This window comes from Streptomyces sp. NPDC127092 (genome assembly GCF_042722475.1).
Lineage (GTDB): Bacteria > Actinomycetota > Actinomycetes > Streptomycetales > Streptomycetaceae > Streptomyces.
Genome location: NZ_JBHXFE010000019.1, coordinates 130,716 through 147,486 on the forward strand (window position 1 = coordinate 130,716; position 16,771 = coordinate 147,486).

The following is a 16,771-nucleotide window of genomic DNA, read 5'->3' on the forward strand; positions in this document are numbered from 1 at the left end:
CCCCTTCCTTCTTTCTGGCCACCCCCTGGCCGGACCCACGGTCACGTGAAAACCTAGACACCCAAAGTTTTCGGACTTACCGTGGCTTTACGGGCGGCTTCGAGCCGCCGACCGCGCCCCCTCCCCCCAGGCGCAAGGAGCCCCCACATGTCCGTCCCCGCCTCCCCCGCAGCCGTGCGGACCAGCTCGCCCGGCGTCTCCCCGAACGCCGTCCCCCACCAGCCCGGCCCGGGCCTCCCCGGCACCCGGCGGGCCCTGTCCGTCATGGCGGCGACGGCCGAGGCGGTCCCCGTGCTCCGGCGCTTCGCCCGGGACACGGTCCGTCAGTGGAACCTGGACGACCGGGCCGACGAGGCCCTGGCCGTCGTCGTCACCGAACTGGTCGCCAACGTCGTCCGGCACAGCGGCAGCCCCGACGTCGCCGTCCTCCTCACGGCCGCCGACCGGACGGTCACGGTCCGGGTCCACGACAGCGGCCGGTGGCGCCCCCGGCGCACGCGTCTGCCCGGCGACGACCTCGACGCGTGCTGCGGCCGCGGCCTCGACCTGGTCCGGGCCTACGCCACGGACTGCGCCGTGGTCCGCACGGCACTCGGCACGCGCGTGACCGTGACGCTCGCCACGGACGCCGCCCCCTCCGACGCCGACTACTCGGGCGCCGACTCGGGCGCCGGCTGCTCCTTCGGCTGAGTCCCGGCGCCCCGCCCGGTACCGCCGTCGCGGTTCAGGGCGTCGAGCAGCACGTCACGCAGCCGCCCGATGTCGCCCGCCATGTCGATGGACGGCTCGAGCAGCCACTGGAGCTGGAGGCCGTCCGTCGCCGCCAGCAGGATCCGGGCCGCCCAGTCCGCGTCGCACGCGGACTCCGGGCCGGCGTCCCGAGTCCCCTCGGGGGGACCGGCGAGGAGCAGGGCCGCCAGCTGACGCCGCAGCCCCCGGTAGCGCTCGGTGAAGAACTCGTGCCCGGGATGGTCCGGGTCCGCGGCGGCGGCCGCGATGTCCAGGAACAGCTTGACCAGACCGGGAGTGGCGGCGTTCTGGGCCAGCAGCTCGGTCCGCCACAGGACGGTCTCCGGCGTGTACGCCTCGAGAGCGGCGGTGTCGCGTGCCTCGATCACGGCGGTGAGCAGCGCCTCGCGGCTGCCGAAGTGATGCAGCACGCCCGCGTCGGTCATGCCCACCCGCTGGGCGATGTCCCGCACCGACACCCCTCGGCTGCCCGCCTCGGCGTAGGCCGCGAGGGCGGCGTCGAGGATCTTCCGTCGCCTGTCGGCGGTCTTGGCGTAAGGCCCCCGGGACCCGCGTGTGCTCACCCGCGCACTCTAACGACGGAAGCCCGGCCGGACCGCCGGACCGGGATCTGTGTTACGGTTCGGGTGTTGCAGTTGTGGTACCCATGAACCTATGTGCGCCTGACGGGAAATGCTTTCCTCCAGGCGCACTATTTGTTTTCCGGCATCTCCGGATGGGGCCTCTGCCTACAGAAGGAGAAATGTCATGGCTCAGGGAACCGTGAAGTGGTTCAACGCCGAAAAGGGTTTCGGCTTCATCGAGCAGGACGGCGGCGGCCCCGACGTCTTCGCCCACTACTCGAACATCGCGACGCAGGGCTACCGTGAGCTCCAGGAGGGCCAGCGGGTCTCCTTCGACGTCACGCAGGGTCAGAAGGGCCCGCAGGCGGAGAACATCCTCCCCGCCTGATCGCCTGACACGACTCCGTCCGCCGGGGTCCGCACTTCCGCGGTGCGGCCCCGGTTTTTGCGCTGTTTACAGGAAGGTTCAGACATTCGCATGTCCCGGAGGGCCCAGAAGCCGAACCGGCGTACGCCGTCGCCCGCAACCGCCGCAGCCGCGCCGAAGGAATTCCGGCTGCCGCAGAGCACGACCCCCGCGCTTCCCGCGGTCGAGGAGTTCGGCGACCTCGACATGCCCAAGGGACTGCTGAACACGCTCACCGCACAGGGCGTGACCACGCCGTTCCCCATCCAGGCCGCCACGCTGCCGAACTCGCTCGCCGGCCGTGACCTGCTCGGGCGGGGCCGTACGGGATCCGGCAAGACGCTCGCGTTCGGCCTCGCGCTGCTGGCGCGCACGGCGGGGCTGCGTGCCGAGTCCAGGGCTCCGCTCGCGCTCGTCCTCGTCCCCACGCGTGAGCTGGCCCAGCAGGTGACGGACGCCCTGGCCCCGTACGCGACGGCCGTGAACCTGCGGATCGCCACCGTGGTCGGCGGGCTGTCCGTCACCCGGCAGGCCGCCTCCCTCCGCCGCGGCGCCGAGGTCCTGGTGGCCACCCCCGGCCGGCTCAACGACCTCGTGGAGCGCGGGGACTGCGTGCTGGACCAGGTGCGCGTCACCGTGCTCGACGAGGCCGACCAGATGACCGACCTGGGCTTCCTGCCCCAGATCACCAAGCTGATGCGGCAGGTCCGGTCCGACGGTCAGCGGCTGCTCTTCTCGGCCACCCTGGACGGCAACATCGACCGCCTGGTCCAGCAGTTCCTCTCCGACCCCGTCGTGCACTCCGTGGACCCGTCCGCCGGTGCGGTGACCACGATGGAACACCACCTGTTCCACGTCCTCGACGAGACCGACAAGAAGGCCGTCACGACGCGCATCGCGGCGCGGGACGGCCGGGTGATCCTCTTCCTCGACACCAAGCGCTCCGCCGACCGGCTCGCCAAGCGGCTCCTCAACTCCGGTGTCCTGGCCGCCGCGCTGCACGGCGGCCGCTCCCAGTCCCAGCGGACCCGGACCCTCGAGCAGTTCAAGAACGGTCAGGTGACGGCGCTGGTGGCGACCAACGTCGCGGCCCGCGGCATCCACGTGGACGACCTCGACCTCGTCGTGAACGTCGATCCGCCGGCCGACCACAAGGACTACCTGCACCGGGGCGGGCGTACGGCCCGCGCCGGCACGTCCGGCAGCGTCGTCACGCTCGTCCTGCCCGACCAGAAGCGGGACGTCGACCGGACCATGGCCCACGCGGGCATCCAGGCCCGCACCACCCGCATCACGTCGAGCGACCCGCAGCTGGCGGCCCTCACCGGCGCCCGCGAGCCCTCCGGCGTGGCCGTCACGCTGGACGTGCCCGCGCCCACGGCGCCGAAGGCGTCCCGTCCGAGCCGGACGAACGCGACCGAGCCGGGCCGGCGACCCCGCCGCGCCCGCAAGGACGCGGCCGAGCCCGACCGGCCCCGACGGCGCCGGAACGGCGGCGGGGACGGACCGGCGGCCGACTCCCCCGCCGACCGCGGCGGCCGGTCCGCGGACCGCACCACGGGATCCCGTGCGAGGACGGGCCGCCCCGCCGCGGCGGACGGCCGCGGCTCCGGCCGCAGGCCCGCCTCGGACGAGGCCGCTGCCCGCACGACCGGGGCCCGGCGCGGCCGCGGGGGCTCCGCGCGCAGGAGCGGTTGACCTCCTGAGCGTCCCGGCCCGGGCGCGGGTCAGCCGTAAGTGAGCCCGTACGTCGGCCCGTGCGTCAGCCCGTACGCCAGGCGTCGTCGGGCAGGTGGGAGCCCGCCATCGGGCCCATGCGGAGCATGCCGCCGTCGACGCTCCAGGACGCGCCGGTGACGTACGAGGCGTCCGGGCCGGCGAGGAAGGCGATGACGGCGGCGACCTCGCGGGCGTCACCCGGACGGCCCAGCGGGATGCCCGGGCGGGACTCGGTGGTGACGTCGTGGTCCTCCTGGCCCGTCATCGGAGTGGCGATCTCGCCGGGGGCGACCGCGTTGACGGTGATGCCGTGGGCGGCCAGTTCCAGCGCCATGACCTGGGTGAGGAGCCCCAGTCCGCCCTTCGCCGCGCAGTAGGGCGCCGTCCCGACCCGCGGCTGGTGCTCGTGGACCGAGGTCACGTTGACGATCCGGCCGCCGTGGCCCTGGCGGATCATGCGCCGGGCCGCGCGCTGGGCGCACAGCAGCGGGCCGACGAGGTCCACGTCGATGATCCGGCGGACCGTGTCGTGGTCCAGGTCGAGGAAGGGCGTCGAGGTTCCGGTGCCGGCGTTGTTGACCAGGACGTCGACGCCTCCGAGCCGGTCGGCGAGCAGGTCGACGGCCTCGGCCGCGTCCGGCAGCCGGGTGAGGTCCATGGGCTCGACGAACGCCTCGCGCCCCAGGCTCCGTACCTCCGCCGCGGTCTCCTCCGCGCCGCGCAGGTCCTGGTGCCAGGTGATGCCGACGTCCGTGCCGGACGCGGCGAGGCGGACGGCCGTGGCGCGGCCGATCCCGGAATCGGCTCCCGTGACGACGGCGGTCCGCGGGTGGAAGCTCGACGGCGTGTTCATGGTGGCACCCTCCTCGGCGCGTTCCCGGACGACCGGACGGCGGACCCGAGCGCCTCTGCCCGCGGGAGCGCGGCGCATGCGCGCCGGCCGGGTCCGGCGGCGGTCCGTTTCACCACGGGTGCCCGGGGCAGACGCGCGACACGCCCTTGTGGCGCCCGTTCGCGTGACCCGACGGGGCACGGGACCCGATCAGGCGTACGGCTCGACGAGACGCGCGACCGCACGGGGAGGGGACACGACGAGAGGCGCGGCCCGCACACGCTCGCCCGGCGACACGCGCGGCCGACGACATGCGTGACCGACGAGACGGAGGAGTCATGGACCACTCGCGCGCACCGGTACTCGAAGCGCTGGAGGACTTCCGGCGGCGTGGGGACGTCGTCTTCGGCCCGCCGGGGCACAAGCAGGGCCGAGGCACCGATCCCCGGGTGGGCGACGTCGTCGGGTACGACGTCTTCCGTTCGGACGTGCTGCTGCTCAACGGCCTGGACGACCGGCGGGAGTCGCAGGGCGTGCTGGACCAGGCGCAGGAGCTCATGGCCGACGCGGTCGGCGCGGAACGGGCGTTCTTCTCGACGTGCGGCAGCTCGCTGTCGGTGAAGACGGCGATGCTGGCCGTCGCGGGGCCGGGAGAGAAGCTGCTGGTGTCGAGGAACGCGCACAAGTCCGTGATCGCGGCCGTGATCGTGAACGGCGTGGAACCGATCTGGGTGCACCCGAAGTTCGACACGGACCGGCATATGGCCCATCCCCCCGAGCCCGACGACGTGCGCGCGAAGTTGCGGGAGCACCCGGACGCCAAGGGCATGCTGCTGATCACGCCCACGGACTGGGGCAGTTGCGCCGACATCAAGGGCGTGGCGGAGGTGTGTCACGAGGCCGGGGTGCCGCTGATCGTCGACGAGGCGTGGGGCGCGCACCTGCCGTTCCACCCCGACCTGCCGGCGTGGGGCATCGACGCGGGCGCGGACCTGGTGGTGACCAGCGTGCACAAGATGGGCGGCGCGATCGAGCAGAGCTCCGTCTTCCACCTCCAGTACGACCGGGTGTCGCCGGAGGTCCTGAAGCAGCGGGAGGACCTGCTGGGCACGACGAGCGCATCCTCGCTGGTGTACGCGACGCTGGACGGCTGGCGGCGGCAGATGGCCGAGCACGGGCGGGAGCTCCTCGACGGCGCCCTCCGCCGCACGGCCCGGGTGCGCGAGAAGGCCGCGGGGCTGCCGGGTCTGGTGCCGATGGGCGAGGAGATCGTCGAGGCCGGTCTCGCCGCCGCGTTCGATCCGCTCAAGATCGTGATCGACGTGCGGGGCCTCGGCATCAGCGGGATGCAGGCGGCCGAGTGGCTGCGGGAGCACTGCCACGTCGACGTGGGCGGTTCCGACACCTGCCGGATCAGCGCCTCCGTGACGCACGCCGACGACGATACGACCGAGCGGATCCTGGTGGACGCGCTGCAGTCGCTCGTCGAACGGGCCGGCGAGCTGGAGCCCCGGCCGGCGGTGCGGCTGCCGGAGCCCTCCCGCCTGGAGCTGGAGCAGGCCAGGCTGCCGCGCGAGGCGTTCTTCGGGGAGGCGGAACACGTGGCGGCGAAGGACGTCGTGGGCCGCATCTCGGCGGAGACGATCAGCCCGTACCCGCCGGGCGTGCCGGTGGTGACGCCCGGCGAGGTGATCAACGCCGAGGTGGTGGAGTACCTGCGCAGCGGCCTCGCGCACGGCCTGCTGATCCCGGACGCCGCCGACCCTTCCCTGGACACGTTCCGGGTGGTGGCCCGCGGCGGGGGCGCCTGAGGGGCGTCGTCAGACGCCGCTCCCCCGCTTCAGCCCGCCTCCGTTCCGCCTCAGCCTCCGTTCCGCCTCAGCCCGCCTCCGTGAGGGTGATCACCAGGGCGTCATGGTGCGCGGGGCGCCCGGGCGCGCGGGGGCGCAGGGCGGACAGTCCGTGGAGGGTGCGGCGGTCGTCGCCGAGGAGCAGCGCGCCGGGCCGTTCGAGCAGCGTCCGGAAGAGGGGTGCCCCGTCCGCGTGGTAGACGGCGCTCTCGCCGCCGTCCGCGTTGCGCCGGTCGACCAGCAGCGACGAGACCAGGGTGACCCCGTCGCGGTGCACGCCTCCCGGTGCGTACGTGCCGGGAGGGCCGGAGGTCGCCAGCATCCGGAAGGGGTGGGTCCCGACGGTCCATTCGGGCGGGTCGGCGAGGACGGCCGCCGCCTCGCCGAGGAACGTCAGGATGTCCGCGAGGAGCGGGTCGGCCACGAAGGCGTCGGTGAGCGGTGCGAAGTGCCGCTCGCGTCCCACGTACAGCGGATTGCCGTTCCCGGGCTCGAGGTAGGCCCCGTGGGGTCGCGGTCGTCGTTCTCCGGTGCGGCGCAGGCCCATGTGGCCGTAGCGGCGCAGTCGCAGGGTGCCCGGGGAGTGCACGTACGGGTCGGGGACGAGGTCGTCCCAGTGGCGGTCGAACGCCGCCCACCGCTCGCTGCCCGCACCGAGCCTGCGTGCGGTCTCCTCCGCCGGGACGAGACAGACTCCGGGGCCGGAGAGCTGGCGCGTCAGGGGTTCGAGGTGGTGGTCGGTCATGGCGGGCGGATGCCCGGACTGCGCACCGCCATGCGCCCGTCGCCGTACGCCGGGGAGCCGGCGTACGAACCCGGGGGACACATCCCGCCGTACGAGCGTGGCATACGGCCGGAGCGTCCGCTCGCGCTACCCGGCGAGGCGGCGGAGAGTCGCCATCCCGTCCGAGAAGTCCATGTTTGGATGAATTCACCACGAATCGTCTCGCTCGCGAGGAGTAGCGCTGCTCCGCCCGGGTAGCAGCCGCCTGGACGACCGGAACTTCCGGTACGCAGCTACGTCACCAGCACATGAGCGCGGCACCGCGCACACAGCGGTCGGGTGGCGGCCCTCCCCTCCCCGGGTGAGACTGTCAGACGACGCGTGAAAAACGCCCGGCAGGCCGACCGGTCCCGGGCAGTGGCGGCAGCGACCGCCCGGAGCCGCGGCTCATCTCCCTCACTTTCTACGGTTGAGGAGATCTCCCATGGCCAATTCCCGCGCCCCGAGCTGGGAACATGCCGTCGTCACCGGAGGTTCGGGTTTCGTCGGATCCCATCTGTGCGCCGCGCTCCTCGCCGGCGGCACGGACGTGACCTGCGTCGACGACTTCAGTACCGGAACACGCGACAACGTGGCCGAGTTGCTGGGCCGTCCCGGATTCCGGCTGCAGGAAGCGGACGTCCGCGAGCCGTTCGCGGTGGACCGGGACCCCGATCTGGTCCTGCACTTCGCCTCCCCGGCGTCGCCCGCCGACTATCTCCGGCTGCCCGTCCACACGTTGGAGACCGGCAGCCTCGGCACCCGCAACGCCCTCGCCCTGGCCCATGCCTGCGGCGCCCGCTTCGTCCTCGCCTCGACCTCGGAGGTCTACGGCGATCCCGAGGAGCACCCGCAGAACGAGCGGTACTGGGGGCATGTGAACCCCATCGGCCCGCGGAGCGTCTACGACGAGGCGAAACGCTTCGGCGAGTCGCTCACCACCGCCTTCGCCCAGTCCCGGGGCACGGACACCCTGATCGTCCGCCTGTTCAACACGTACGGGCCGCGCATGCGCGGGTACGACGGGCGCGCCGTGCCCACGTTCATCCGCCAGGCCCTCGCCGGCGAACCGCTCACCGTCGCCGGTGACGGTCGGCAGACGCGTTCCCTGTGCTACGTGGACGACACCGTGCGCGGTGTCCTGGCGGCCGCGGCGCACGGGCTGCGGGGACCGGTGAACATCGGCAACCCCGCCGAGATCTCCATGCTCGATCTGGCCCGCTGGATCGTCGAGTTGACCGGTTCGCGCTCCGTCCTGCGCTTCGTCGAACGGCCCGTGGACGATCCGGCGGTGCGCTGCCCGGACATCACGCTGGCCCGCGACAAGCTCCAGTGGGAGCCACGGGTGCCGGCCGAGCAGGGGCTGCGCCGGACCATCGAGTGGTTCCGCACCCGCCATGAGGACAGCGCCCCGACAAGTCGTGCGCAGCGGACCGGGACCGGCCACGGGGAACGGGCCCTCCCCCTGCGCGAGTGAGGCACGCGGCCGGGCCGAGCCGGCCGCGGACCGCCCACGGCGAACCGCCATCCGCGGACCGGCCGCGTGGACCGCTCACGTGGACTTCCCGACGGTGCGGCCCGGCGGAGGTGCGCGGGCCCTCTGCGCCGCCGGCGCCCCCGGGCCCCACCGCCCCGCCCTCCCCCGCTCTCCCGCCCCGGTCCGCGCCGCCTCCTCCGCCCGCGTCCCGCTCGCACCCCGCCCCCACCCGCGCGCATCCTCCGCACCGCACCGGAAGGCCTCCTCATGCGAGTTCTCGGCATCAACGCCCTCTTCCACGACCCCGCCGCCGCCGTGGTCGTCGACGGCATCACCGTCGCCGCGGCGGAGGAGGAGCGCTTCTCGCGGCGCAAGCACGGCAAGAGGCCCGTGCCCTTCTCCGCGTGGGAGCTGCCCGAGCAGGCCGCGCGCTGGTGCCTGAGCCGCGCGGGGCTCCGCCCGTCCGACCTGGATGCCGTCGCCTACTCGTACGATCCCGAACTCGCCAGGCCCGCGGACGACATGGGCCTCGACGATCCCTGGGACAGCCTGCGCCAGGCCTACGCCCGGCACGCCCCCGGCTTCCTGGCGACGGCGCTGCCCGGCCTCGACCCGGACGCGGTCCGGTTCGTCGGACACCACATGGCGCACGCCGCGTCGGGGGCGTTCGCCGCCGAAGCCGCCGAGACCTCCTCGGTCCTGGTGCTCGACGGGCGCGGCGAGTGCGCCTCGCACCTGGCCGCCCGGCGCATGGGAGACCACCTGGAACCGCTGCGGGCGCAGCTGCTTCCCGAATCGCTCGGTCTGGTCTACGAGGAGCTGACCGAACACCTCGGGTTCCTGCGCTCCTCCGACGAGTTCAAGGTGATGGCGCTCGCCTCGCACGGCAGGCCGCGGATGGCGGACGAGATCCGCCGCCACGTGCATCCCACGGGAGACGGCGGCTTCCGTGCCCACGGCGTGCCCTGGGCGGAACTGTGCCCGGCCCGCGGCGCCGACGAGCCCTGGAGCGCCGCCCACGCCGACCTGGCCGCCAGCGCGCAGGCGGTCCTGGAGGAGACGCTGCTCGACCTGGTGCGGTGGCTGCACGGAGAGACCCACGACAGCGTCCTCACACTCGCCGGCGGCGTCGCCCTCAACTGCGTGGCCAACTCGCGGATCGCCCGCGAGGGCCCCTTCTCCCGCGTGTGGGTGCAGCCGGCCGCAGGCGACGCCGGAACGGCCCTCGGCGGGGCGCTGCTGCTGTCGGCGGACGCCGGCGAGGAGCCGGCGCCGATGCCGGGCGCCGCGCTCGGCCGGGAATGGTCGGACGCGGAGCTCGCCGGGCGCCTGAAGACGGCCGCCGTCCCCTTCGAGCGGCCCCCGGACATCGCCGCCGCCGTGGCGGAGGTGCTGGCCGAGAACGGCGTGGTGGCCTGGTTCCAGGGCCGTTCCGAGTACGGCCCGCGGGCCCTCGGGCACCGCTCGCTGCTCGCGCACCCGGGACACGCCGGGAACCTGGAGCGGCTCAACGACATCAAGGGACGCGAGCAGTTCCGGCCGGTGGCGCCGATGGTCCTGACCGAACGCTCCGCCGAGATCTTCGACGGCCCGCTGCCCAGCCCGTACATGCTCTTCGTCCACGACGTCGCACCGGAGTGGCGCGATCGCATCCCGGCCGTCGTCCACGTCGACGGCACGGCGCGGATCCAGACCGTCGACCGGCGCCACGAACCGCTCGTGGCGCGGATGCTGGAGGAGTTCGAGCGGCGGACCGGACTGCCGGTGGTCGTCAACACCAGCCTCAACACGGCGGGACGGCCGATGGTGGACGACCCTCGCGACGCGTTGGAGTGCTTCGGCTCGACACCGGTCGACCTGCTCGCGATCGGGCCCTTCGCGGTCCGCAGAAACGATCTGTTCGGCACCGGTCCCGACAGCCGGGACGCCACCTCCGGTGAGGGGTGCACCCAGTGACCGGCCGCCGCACCCCCACGGCCCCCGGCGCCGGCGGACGGACGACGGCCCCGCGTTACGCGGTCGTCGTGCCGACCACCGGCCGGCCGAGCCTGCAGCGCTGCCTGACCGCCCTCGCCCGGTCCGGCGGGCCGCGGCCCGCCCGGGTGGTCGTCGTCCACGACCGTCCCGGACGCGACGGCACCGTACCGCCGCTGGAGGTTCCCGAGGAGCTGCGCGAGGTCACCGTCGTGGTCCCGGGCCTGGCCCGCGGTCCCGCGGCCGCGCGCAACGCGGGCGCGCGGCTGGCCGGCGACGTGTCGTGGATCGTCTTCCTCGACGACGACGTCGTGCCCTCCGCCCGCTGGGGCGAGGACCTGGCCCGCGACCTGGCCGGCGCGCCCGCCGGTACGGCCGCGGTGGCGGCCCGGATCGAGGTGCCGCTGCCCGTCGACCGGCGCCCCACGGACGGGGAGCGGAACACGGCCGCGCTGGCCACCGCACGCTGGATCACCGCCGACATGGCCGTACGGCCGGAGGCCCTGGCGGCCGTGGGCGGCTTCGACGAGCGGTTCCGGCGCGCCTTCCGGGAGGACGCCGACCTCGCGCTGCGGCTCCGCGACGCCGGCTGGGCGCTGGACCAGGGAACCCGCCGCACCGCCCACCCGGCGCGACAGGGCGGCCGCTGGCTGTCGGTCCGGCAGCAGGCGGGCAACGCCGACGACGTCCTGATGCGCAGGCTGCACGGTCCCGACTGGCGTGTCCGCGCCGCCGCGCCGCGCGGCCGGCTGCCGCGCCACCGCGCCGTCACCGCCGCGGGCGCCGCCGCCCTCGTCTGCGTCCTCGCCGGGCGCCGGAGGGCCGCCGCGGTGTGCGGCGCCTGCTGGTGCGCCGGGACGGCCGAGTTCGCCCTGGCCCGGATCCTGCCCGGCCCGCGTACCCGTACGGAGGTCCTCGACATGATCCTCACCAGCGCGGCCATTCCCCCGGCCGCCACCTGGCACTGGCTGCGCGGCCTCGCCCTGCACCGCGCCGCCCGCCCGCGCGGCCCGGTGACCCGGCCGGCGGCGTCCGGTGCTCCGGCCCGGTCGCAGGCCCCCGAGGAGGCCGTGTCATGAGCGCCGACGCGACCACGAAGCCCACCTGGCCCACCCGGGCCACCCGAGCCACCCGGGCCGCGCAGCCCTCGACGGGCCGCGCAGAGACGGCCTTCGGACGTACGGGGCTGCCGGGCGGCGGGCTGAGGCGGAACGCGGCGTACGACGGCGGGAGCGCGGCGGTCGGCGCGAGCGCGGCCGTCGGCGCGGGCCCGACCGGGAACGCGGCCGCTGGCGCGAGCCCGACCGCCGGCGCCGGCCCGACCAGGAGCGCGGCCGCCGGCGCAAGCCCGACCGGGAGCGCCGCCGTTGGCGCGAGCCCCGCCGTCGGGTCCGGCTGCGCCGGGGAGCCGTGGCTGTTCGGCGGACGCCGCCCGGCGGCCGTGGCACCGAGGCGCGGATCCTCGGGCGGGCGGCCGGATGCCGTGCTGTTCGACCGGGACGGCACCCTGATCGCCGACGTGCCGTACAACGGCGACCCCCGGCGCGTGTTCCCGCTGCCGGGGGCCGAGGAGGCGGTGGCCCTGCTGCGGTCGCTCGGAGTGCCCGTCGGTGTGGTCAGCAACCAGTCCGGCGTGGCGCGCGGCCTCCTGACGCGAGGTCAGGTCGGCGCCGTACGGCGGCGCGTGGAGGGACTGCTCGGGCCGTTCGACGTGTGGGCGGTCTGTCCGCACGGTCCCGACGACGGCTGCGCGTGCCGCAAGCCGGCGCCCGGACTCGTCCTCGCCGCCTGCGCCCGGCTCGGAGCGCGGCCCTCCCGCACCGTCGTGATCGGGGACATCGGCACCGACATGGACGCCGCCCTGGCGGCCGGGGCGCACGGTGTGCTCGTCCCGACGCCCGTCACGCTGCCGGAGGAGATCGCCGCCGCTCCCCGCACCGCCCCGGACCTGGTCGCGGCGGTCCGCCTCGCCCTCACCGCGACGCCGACCCACGACGGCTTCGTCCCGCGCGACGACGCCCCGGCCGCGGGGCGCCGCCCCCACTCCGCCGACCGCCCCGCCGACCAGGGAGGTTCCTCGTGAGCGATGCCCCGCGCACCCTCGTCGTGCGTCTCGACAGCGCCGGTGACGTGCTGCTCGCCGGCCCGGCGGTGCGGGCCGTCGCCGCGGGCTCCTCGTGGACCGCGCTCCTGTGCGGCCCCGCCGGCGCGCCCGCCGCACGGCTGCTGCCCGGCGTGGACGAGGTGCTGGAGTACGAGGCGCCCTGGGTCGGCCTCGAACCGCCGCCCCTGACGGCGGAGGACGTGCACCGGCTCGTCGGGACCCTGGCCGCCGGCCGCTTCGACCGGGCGCTCGTGCTCGTCTCGTACCACCAGAGCCCGCTGCCCGCGGCGCTCCTGCTCCGCATGGCCGGGGTGCCGTGGATCGGCGCCGACAGCGAGGACTACCCGGGCGCGCTCCTCGACCTGCGGCACCGGCGCGCGGACGGGCGGCACGAGGCAGAGGCAGCCCTCGACCTGGCCCTCGCGGCGGGCTTCCGGCTGCCTCCCGGCGACGACGGCGGGCTCCGCGTCCGGCCCGCCCCGGACGGGACGCGGCTGACCGGCGACGGCCCGTACGTCGTGGTGCACCCCGGGGCCGCCGTCCCGGCCCGCGCGTGGAGCCCCGACCGGGCCGCACGGGCGGTGGCCGCGCTGCACGAGGCCGGCCACGTCGTGGCCGTCACGGGGTCGGCGGCGGAGCGCGCCCTGACGGCGCGGGTGGCGGGCCGGCACGGTCTGGACCTCGGAGGCGCGACCGCCGGCCTGGGCGACCTCTCGGGCGTCCTCGCCCGGGCCGGCGCCGTGGTCACCGGCAACACGGGGCCCGCGCATCTCGCGGCGGCCGTCGGCACGCCGGTGGTCTGCCTCTTCGCCCCGGTGGTGCCCGCCGAGCGCTGGCGTCCCTACGGGGTGCGTCACGTGCTGCTCGGCGACCAGCGGGCGGCGTGCGCGCTGACCCGGGCGCGCGTCTGTCCCGTACCGGGGCACCCGTGCCTCGACGCGGTGAGCGACGACGAGGTGGTCGCCGCCGTGGCGTCCCTGCTGTCCCCGCGCCGAGAACCGAAGCGCGAACCACACCGCGAGCCACACCGCGAACCGGCCGCCGGGCCCGAACGCCGGCCTGAGGCGCGGCCCGGCGCGGAGCCCGAGCAACGGCCCGGTGCGGCGCCCGACGAACGGCCCGGTGCCGAGCCCGAGCAACGGCCCGGTGCCGAGCCCGGGCAACGGCCCCTGTCCGTCTCCAGAGCGCGGCCCGCGTCCGCCGAGCCCGAGCCGCGACCGCCTTCGGAGCCGACGACCGGCTCCGAGGCGCCGCCCACGACCGGGCCCCGCCCCGGGTCCCGTCTGCCGGGCGGCCCCCAGACCCGCCCCCGTCCCCGTCCCCTTCCCCGGGAATCCGGTGGTCCGCTCGGTGCCGGCGCAGGCCGGGACCGGTCGGCCGCCGCGGCCGGGGCGAGAGGAGGAACGCCCGCATGAACATCCTGCTGTGGCACGTCCACGGATCCTGGACGACGGCCTTCGTCCAGGGCCCCCACGCCTATCTGACCCCCGTCACGCCCGACCGCGGCCCCGACGGCCGCGGCAGGGCGCAGACCTTCCCGTGGCCCGGCTCGGTGCGCGAGGTGCCACCGGAGCGGCTCCGGGACGAGCCGGTCGACCTGGTCGTCCTCCAACGGCCGCACGAGGAGGAGCTCGCCACCCGGTGGCTCGGCGGCCGGCGTCCCGGCAAGGACGTGCCGGCGGTGTACGTGGAGCACAACACCCCGCGCGGCGACGTCCCGCTGTCCCGGCATCCGGTCGCCGACCGCGCCGACCTCACCCTGGTGCACGTCACGCACTTCAACCGGCTGCTGTGGGACAACGGGACGACCCGTACCGCCGTCGTCGAGCACGGGATCGTGGATCCCGGCCACCGCTACACCGGTCGCCTCGCGCGGGCCGCCGTGGTGGTCAACGAGCCGGTCCGGCGCGGGCGTTTCGTCGGTACGGACCTGCTGCCCGAGCTCGCGCGCGAGACGCCGCTCGACGTCTTCGGGATGCGTACGGAGGGGCTGGCCGCGCATCTGGGGCTGCCGGAGGAGCGGTGCCGCACGGCCGACCTCCCCCAGGCCCGGCTGCACTCCGCCATGGCGGAACGGCGGCTCTACCTCCATCCCGTGCGCTGGACGTCGCTCGGTCTGTCCCTCCTGGAGGCGATGCACCTGGGCATGCCGGTCGTCGCCCTCGCCACCACCGAGGCGGTCGAGGCGGTGCCTCCGGGCGCCGGAACGCTCTCGACGCGCCCCGAGGTGCTCGCGCGGGCCGCCCGCCGTTACCTCGCCGACCCCGACGCGGCCGCCGCCGACGGCGCCAGGGCCCGTCAGGCGGCCCTCGAACACTACGGCCTCAAGCGCTTCCTGGACGACTGGGAGCGCCTCATCACGGAAGTGCTCTCATGACTCCTCTCCACGCACCCCTGCACTCGAACGCCTCGGGCCTCCGCGCGGCTCCTTCGGGCCGGGACCCGGCCCGACATCCGGGAGACCCGCTCGCGATCGCCCTCGTCTCCGAGCACGCGAGCCCGCTCGCGACGCTCGGCGGCGTGGACGCCGGCGGCCAGAACGTGCACGTCGCGCAGCTCGCGGGCGCGCTCGCCGACCGCGGTCACCGGGTGACCGTCTACACCCGTCGTGACGACGCCGCCCTGCCGGAGTCGGTGCCGCTGCGCCCGGGGGTGATGGTCCATCACGTGCCGGCCGGGCCCGCCGAGCAGCTGCCGAAGGACGAACTCCTGCCGTACATGCGGCCCTTCGCCCGCTATCTCGCCGACCGGTGGCGCGAGGACCGCCCGGACGTGGTCCACTCGCACTTCTGGATGTCGGGACTCGCCGGGCTCTGGGCGACGGAGGGGACCGGGACTCCGTTCCTGCACACGTACCACGCGCTGGGCACGGTGAAGCGGCGCCACCAGGGCGCGGCCGACACCAGCCCTCCCACGCGTGTCGCGCACGAGACCGAGGTGGGCCTCGGCTGCGACCGGGTCGTCGCCACCTGCCGTGACGAGGTCGAGGAACTGGCCGCCATGGGCATCCCGCGCGCCAAGGCCGACATCGTGCCCTGCGGCGTCGACCCGGCCGCCTTCCGGCCGGACGGGCCCGCCGCGCCGCGCGGTCCGCTCCGCTACCGGCTGCTGCACCTGGGCCGGCTGGTGCCCCGCAAGGGCGCGGCCGTCTCCATCGCCGCCCTGGGGCGGCTGCCGCACACCGAGCTCGTCATCGCCGGCGGCCCCCCGCCCTCGGCGATGGACGCGGACCCGGAGGTGCGGCGGCTGCGGGCGCTCGCCGAGGAGGCGGGCGTCGCCGACCGGGTGCGCTTCACGGGCGCGGTGCCGCCGGCGGCGGTGCCGGGCCTGATGCGGAGCGCCGACCTCGTCCTGTGCCCGGCGGACTACGAGCCGTTCGGCATCGTGCCGCTGGAGGCCATGGCCTGCGGCAGGCCGCTGGTGGCGAGCGCCGTGGGAGGCCAGCTGGACACGGTCGCCCACGGCGTGAACGGCCTGCTGGTGCCGCCCGGCAGCCCGCCCCTGCTGGCCGCGGCCGTACGGCTGCTGCTCGCCGATCCCGCGCTGCGGGCGGAGTACGGCAGGGCGGGGCGGCGCCGGGTGCTCGAACGGTACTCGTGGCAGCGCGTGGCAGGGGCAACGGAGGAGTCCTACCGGGCCGTCCTCGCCGCGCACGCGCCGATGGCCGGAGCGGCCTGACCGTCCTCCCGGGCCGCGGGGAACCCCGGCGGCCCCGGACCTGACAGGCGAAGGAGGTGCGGCCCGGACCCGGCAGGGCGCGCGGCCGACCAGCATGAACGAATCCCAGACCTTCGAGGACGCACGGCTGCACTGCCGGGCGCTGTGCCGGGCGGTCGACCGCCTGGACGGCACGGACCTGCGGCGGCTCTCCCGCTGGGGACGCCACCTGGCGGCCGTGCTCACGGACGGCGGGCGGCTGCTGGCCGCCGGCAACGGGGGCAGCGCCGCCCAGGCGCAGCACCTCACCGCGGAGCTCGTGGGGCGCTACCGGGAGGACCGTCCCGCCTACTCCGCGCTGTCCCTGCACGCCGAGACCTCCAGCGTCACGGCCATCGGCAACGACTACGGCTTCGAGCAGGTCTTCGCCCGTCAGGTGGCGGCGCACGGCCGCCCCGGCGATCTGCTGATGCTCCTGTCGACGTCGGGGCGCAGCCCCAACCTGCTCTCCGCCGCGATGACGGCCCGCTCCCGCGGCCTGGACGTCTGGGCCCTGACGGGACCCGCGCCGAACCCGCTGGCCGAGGCCGCCGACGACGCCCTGACCGTGGACGCCGCGACCACCGCCACCGTCCAGGAGGCGCATCTGGTCGTCGTCCACCTGCTGTGCGAGTTC

At 75.4% G+C, this 16,771-nt stretch carries 14 protein-coding genes and 1 pseudogene; 12 read left to right on the forward strand and 3 right to left on the reverse strand.

All coding sequences use genetic code 11. From position 1 onward, the window contains the following. The first annotated feature begins 147 nt into the window (after nucleotides 1–147). The gene (locus ACFWJO_RS18060; RefSeq protein ID WP_386866170.1) at nucleotides 148–690 is read left to right on the forward strand and encodes an ATP-binding protein; all 543 of its coding nucleotides are present in this window, start codon (nucleotides 148–150) and stop codon (nucleotides 688–690) included. Here ACFWJO_RS18060 and ACFWJO_RS18065 read toward each other — a convergent pair. Then, nucleotides 648–1,313, reverse strand: a complete 666-nt coding sequence (locus tag ACFWJO_RS18065; RefSeq protein WP_386866172.1) for a TetR/AcrR family transcriptional regulator — start codon at nucleotides 1,311–1,313, stop codon at nucleotides 648–650. The two genes, ACFWJO_RS18060 and ACFWJO_RS18065, sit on opposite strands and share 43 nt — an antisense overlap. A 184-nt stretch (nucleotides 1,314–1,497) precedes the next feature. On the opposite strand from ACFWJO_RS18065, the gene ACFWJO_RS18070 reads away from it, so the two are divergent. Beyond that, nucleotides 1,498–1,701, forward strand: coding sequence for a cold-shock protein (locus ACFWJO_RS18070; RefSeq protein WP_386866174.1), 204 nt, complete (start codon nucleotides 1,498–1,500; stop codon nucleotides 1,699–1,701). Nucleotides 1,702–1,791: 90 nt separating this feature from the next. After that, nucleotides 1,792–3,417: a DEAD/DEAH box helicase gene (locus ACFWJO_RS18075; RefSeq protein WP_386866176.1), complete on the forward strand. Its 1,626-nt coding sequence runs from the start codon at nucleotides 1,792–1,794 to the stop codon at nucleotides 3,415–3,417. 64 nt (nucleotides 3,418–3,481) lie between these two features. Here ACFWJO_RS18075 and ACFWJO_RS18080 read toward each other — a convergent pair whose 3' ends face one another. After that, nucleotides 3,482–4,291 carry an SDR family oxidoreductase gene (locus ACFWJO_RS18080; protein WP_386866177.1) on the reverse strand — a complete coding sequence of 270 codons (810 nt, stop codon included), beginning with the start codon at nucleotides 4,289–4,291 and terminating at the stop codon, nucleotides 3,482–3,484. Between the two features lie 317 nt (nucleotides 4,292–4,608). Between ACFWJO_RS18080 and ACFWJO_RS18085 the strand changes: the two genes are divergently transcribed. Continuing rightward, nucleotides 4,609–6,081, forward strand: a complete 1,473-nt coding sequence (locus ACFWJO_RS18085; RefSeq protein WP_386866179.1) for an aminotransferase class I/II-fold pyridoxal phosphate-dependent enzyme — start codon at nucleotides 4,609–4,611, stop codon at nucleotides 6,079–6,081. 67 nt (nucleotides 6,082–6,148) lie between these two features. Here ACFWJO_RS18085 and ACFWJO_RS18090 read toward each other — a convergent pair whose 3' ends face one another. Beyond that, nucleotides 6,149–6,865 (reverse strand): 2OG-Fe dioxygenase family protein, encoded by a 717-nt coding sequence (locus tag ACFWJO_RS18090; RefSeq protein WP_386866181.1) that lies wholly within the window; start codon nucleotides 6,863–6,865, stop codon nucleotides 6,149–6,151. A gap of 463 nt (nucleotides 6,866–7,328) precedes the next feature. Between ACFWJO_RS18090 and ACFWJO_RS18095 the strand changes: the two genes are divergently transcribed. From ACFWJO_RS18095 to ACFWJO_RS18130, 8 genes and pseudogenes are all read left to right on the forward strand, one after another. After that, nucleotides 7,329–8,360, forward strand: coding sequence for an NAD-dependent epimerase/dehydratase family protein (locus tag ACFWJO_RS18095; RefSeq protein WP_386866183.1), 1,032 nt, complete (start codon nucleotides 7,329–7,331; stop codon nucleotides 8,358–8,360). Nucleotides 8,361–8,627: 267 nt separating this feature from the next. After that, entirely contained in the window at nucleotides 8,628–10,316 is a 1,689-nt protein-coding gene (locus ACFWJO_RS18100; RefSeq protein WP_386866185.1) for a carbamoyltransferase, read from the forward strand. Then, nucleotides 10,313–11,413, forward strand: a complete 1,101-nt coding sequence (locus ACFWJO_RS18105) for a glycosyltransferase family 2 protein (RefSeq protein ID WP_386866187.1) — start codon at nucleotides 10,313–10,315, stop codon at nucleotides 11,411–11,413. Before ACFWJO_RS18100 ends, ACFWJO_RS18105 begins: the two co-directional genes overlap by 4 nt. Then, a complete protein-coding gene (locus ACFWJO_RS18110) occupies nucleotides 11,410–12,417 on the forward strand; it encodes a D-glycero-alpha-D-manno-heptose-1,7-bisphosphate 7-phosphatase (protein ID WP_386866189.1) in 1,008 nt (335 codons plus the stop codon). Before ACFWJO_RS18105 ends, ACFWJO_RS18110 begins: the two co-directional genes overlap by 4 nt. After that, nucleotides 12,414–13,421 (forward strand): annotated as a pseudogene (locus ACFWJO_RS18115) (glycosyltransferase family 9 protein); the annotation flags it as partial. The gene ACFWJO_RS18110 and the pseudogene ACFWJO_RS18115, both read left to right, overlap by 4 nt. Nucleotides 13,422–13,849: 428 nt before the next feature. Next, complete coding sequence (locus tag ACFWJO_RS18120; RefSeq protein ID WP_386866191.1) at nucleotides 13,850–14,815, forward strand: glycosyltransferase; 966 nt, start codon at nucleotides 13,850–13,852, stop codon at nucleotides 14,813–14,815. Beyond that, complete coding sequence (locus ACFWJO_RS18125) at nucleotides 14,812–16,116, forward strand: glycosyltransferase (RefSeq protein ID WP_386866193.1); 1,305 nt, start codon at nucleotides 14,812–14,814, stop codon at nucleotides 16,114–16,116. Before ACFWJO_RS18120 ends, ACFWJO_RS18125 begins: the two co-directional genes overlap by 4 nt. Before the next feature lie 94 nt (nucleotides 16,117–16,210). Beyond that, the coding region (locus ACFWJO_RS18130) for an SIS domain-containing protein (RefSeq protein WP_386866195.1) at nucleotides 16,211–16,771 on the forward strand (561 nt) is incomplete at its 3' end.

Excerpts from the sequence above, each read along its gene's own strand:
- ACFWJO_RS18125 (WP_386866193.1), top strand. The coding sequence starts at position 14,812 with ATGACTCCTCTCCACGCACCCCTGCACTCGAACGCCTCGGGCCTCCGC.
- ACFWJO_RS18075 (WP_386866176.1), top strand. The coding sequence starts at position 1,792 with ATGTCCCGGAGGGCCCAGAAGCCGAACCGGCGTACGCCGTCGCCCGCA.
- ACFWJO_RS18100 (WP_386866185.1), top strand. The coding sequence starts at position 8,628 with ATGCGAGTTCTCGGCATCAACGCCCTCTTCCACGACCCCGCCGCCGCC.
- ACFWJO_RS18060 (WP_386866170.1), top strand. The coding sequence starts at position 148 with ATGTCCGTCCCCGCCTCCCCCGCAGCCGTGCGGACCAGCTCGCCCGGC.
- ACFWJO_RS18120 (WP_386866191.1), top strand. The coding sequence starts at position 13,850 with ATGAACATCCTGCTGTGGCACGTCCACGGATCCTGGACGACGGCCTTC.
- ACFWJO_RS18070 (WP_386866174.1), top strand. The coding sequence starts at position 1,498 with ATGGCTCAGGGAACCGTGAAGTGGTTCAACGCCGAAAAGGGTTTCGGC.
- ACFWJO_RS18110 (WP_386866189.1), top strand. The coding sequence starts at position 11,410 with ATGAGCGCCGACGCGACCACGAAGCCCACCTGGCCCACCCGGGCCACC.
- ACFWJO_RS18095 (WP_386866183.1), top strand. The coding sequence starts at position 7,329 with ATGGCCAATTCCCGCGCCCCGAGCTGGGAACATGCCGTCGTCACCGGA.
- ACFWJO_RS18080 (WP_386866177.1), bottom strand. The coding sequence starts at position 4,291 with ATGAACACGCCGTCGAGCTTCCACCCGCGGACCGCCGTCGTCACGGGA.
- ACFWJO_RS18085 (WP_386866179.1), top strand. The coding sequence starts at position 4,609 with ATGGACCACTCGCGCGCACCGGTACTCGAAGCGCTGGAGGACTTCCGG.
- ACFWJO_RS18090 (WP_386866181.1), bottom strand. The coding sequence starts at position 6,865 with ATGACCGACCACCACCTCGAACCCCTGACGCGCCAGCTCTCCGGCCCC.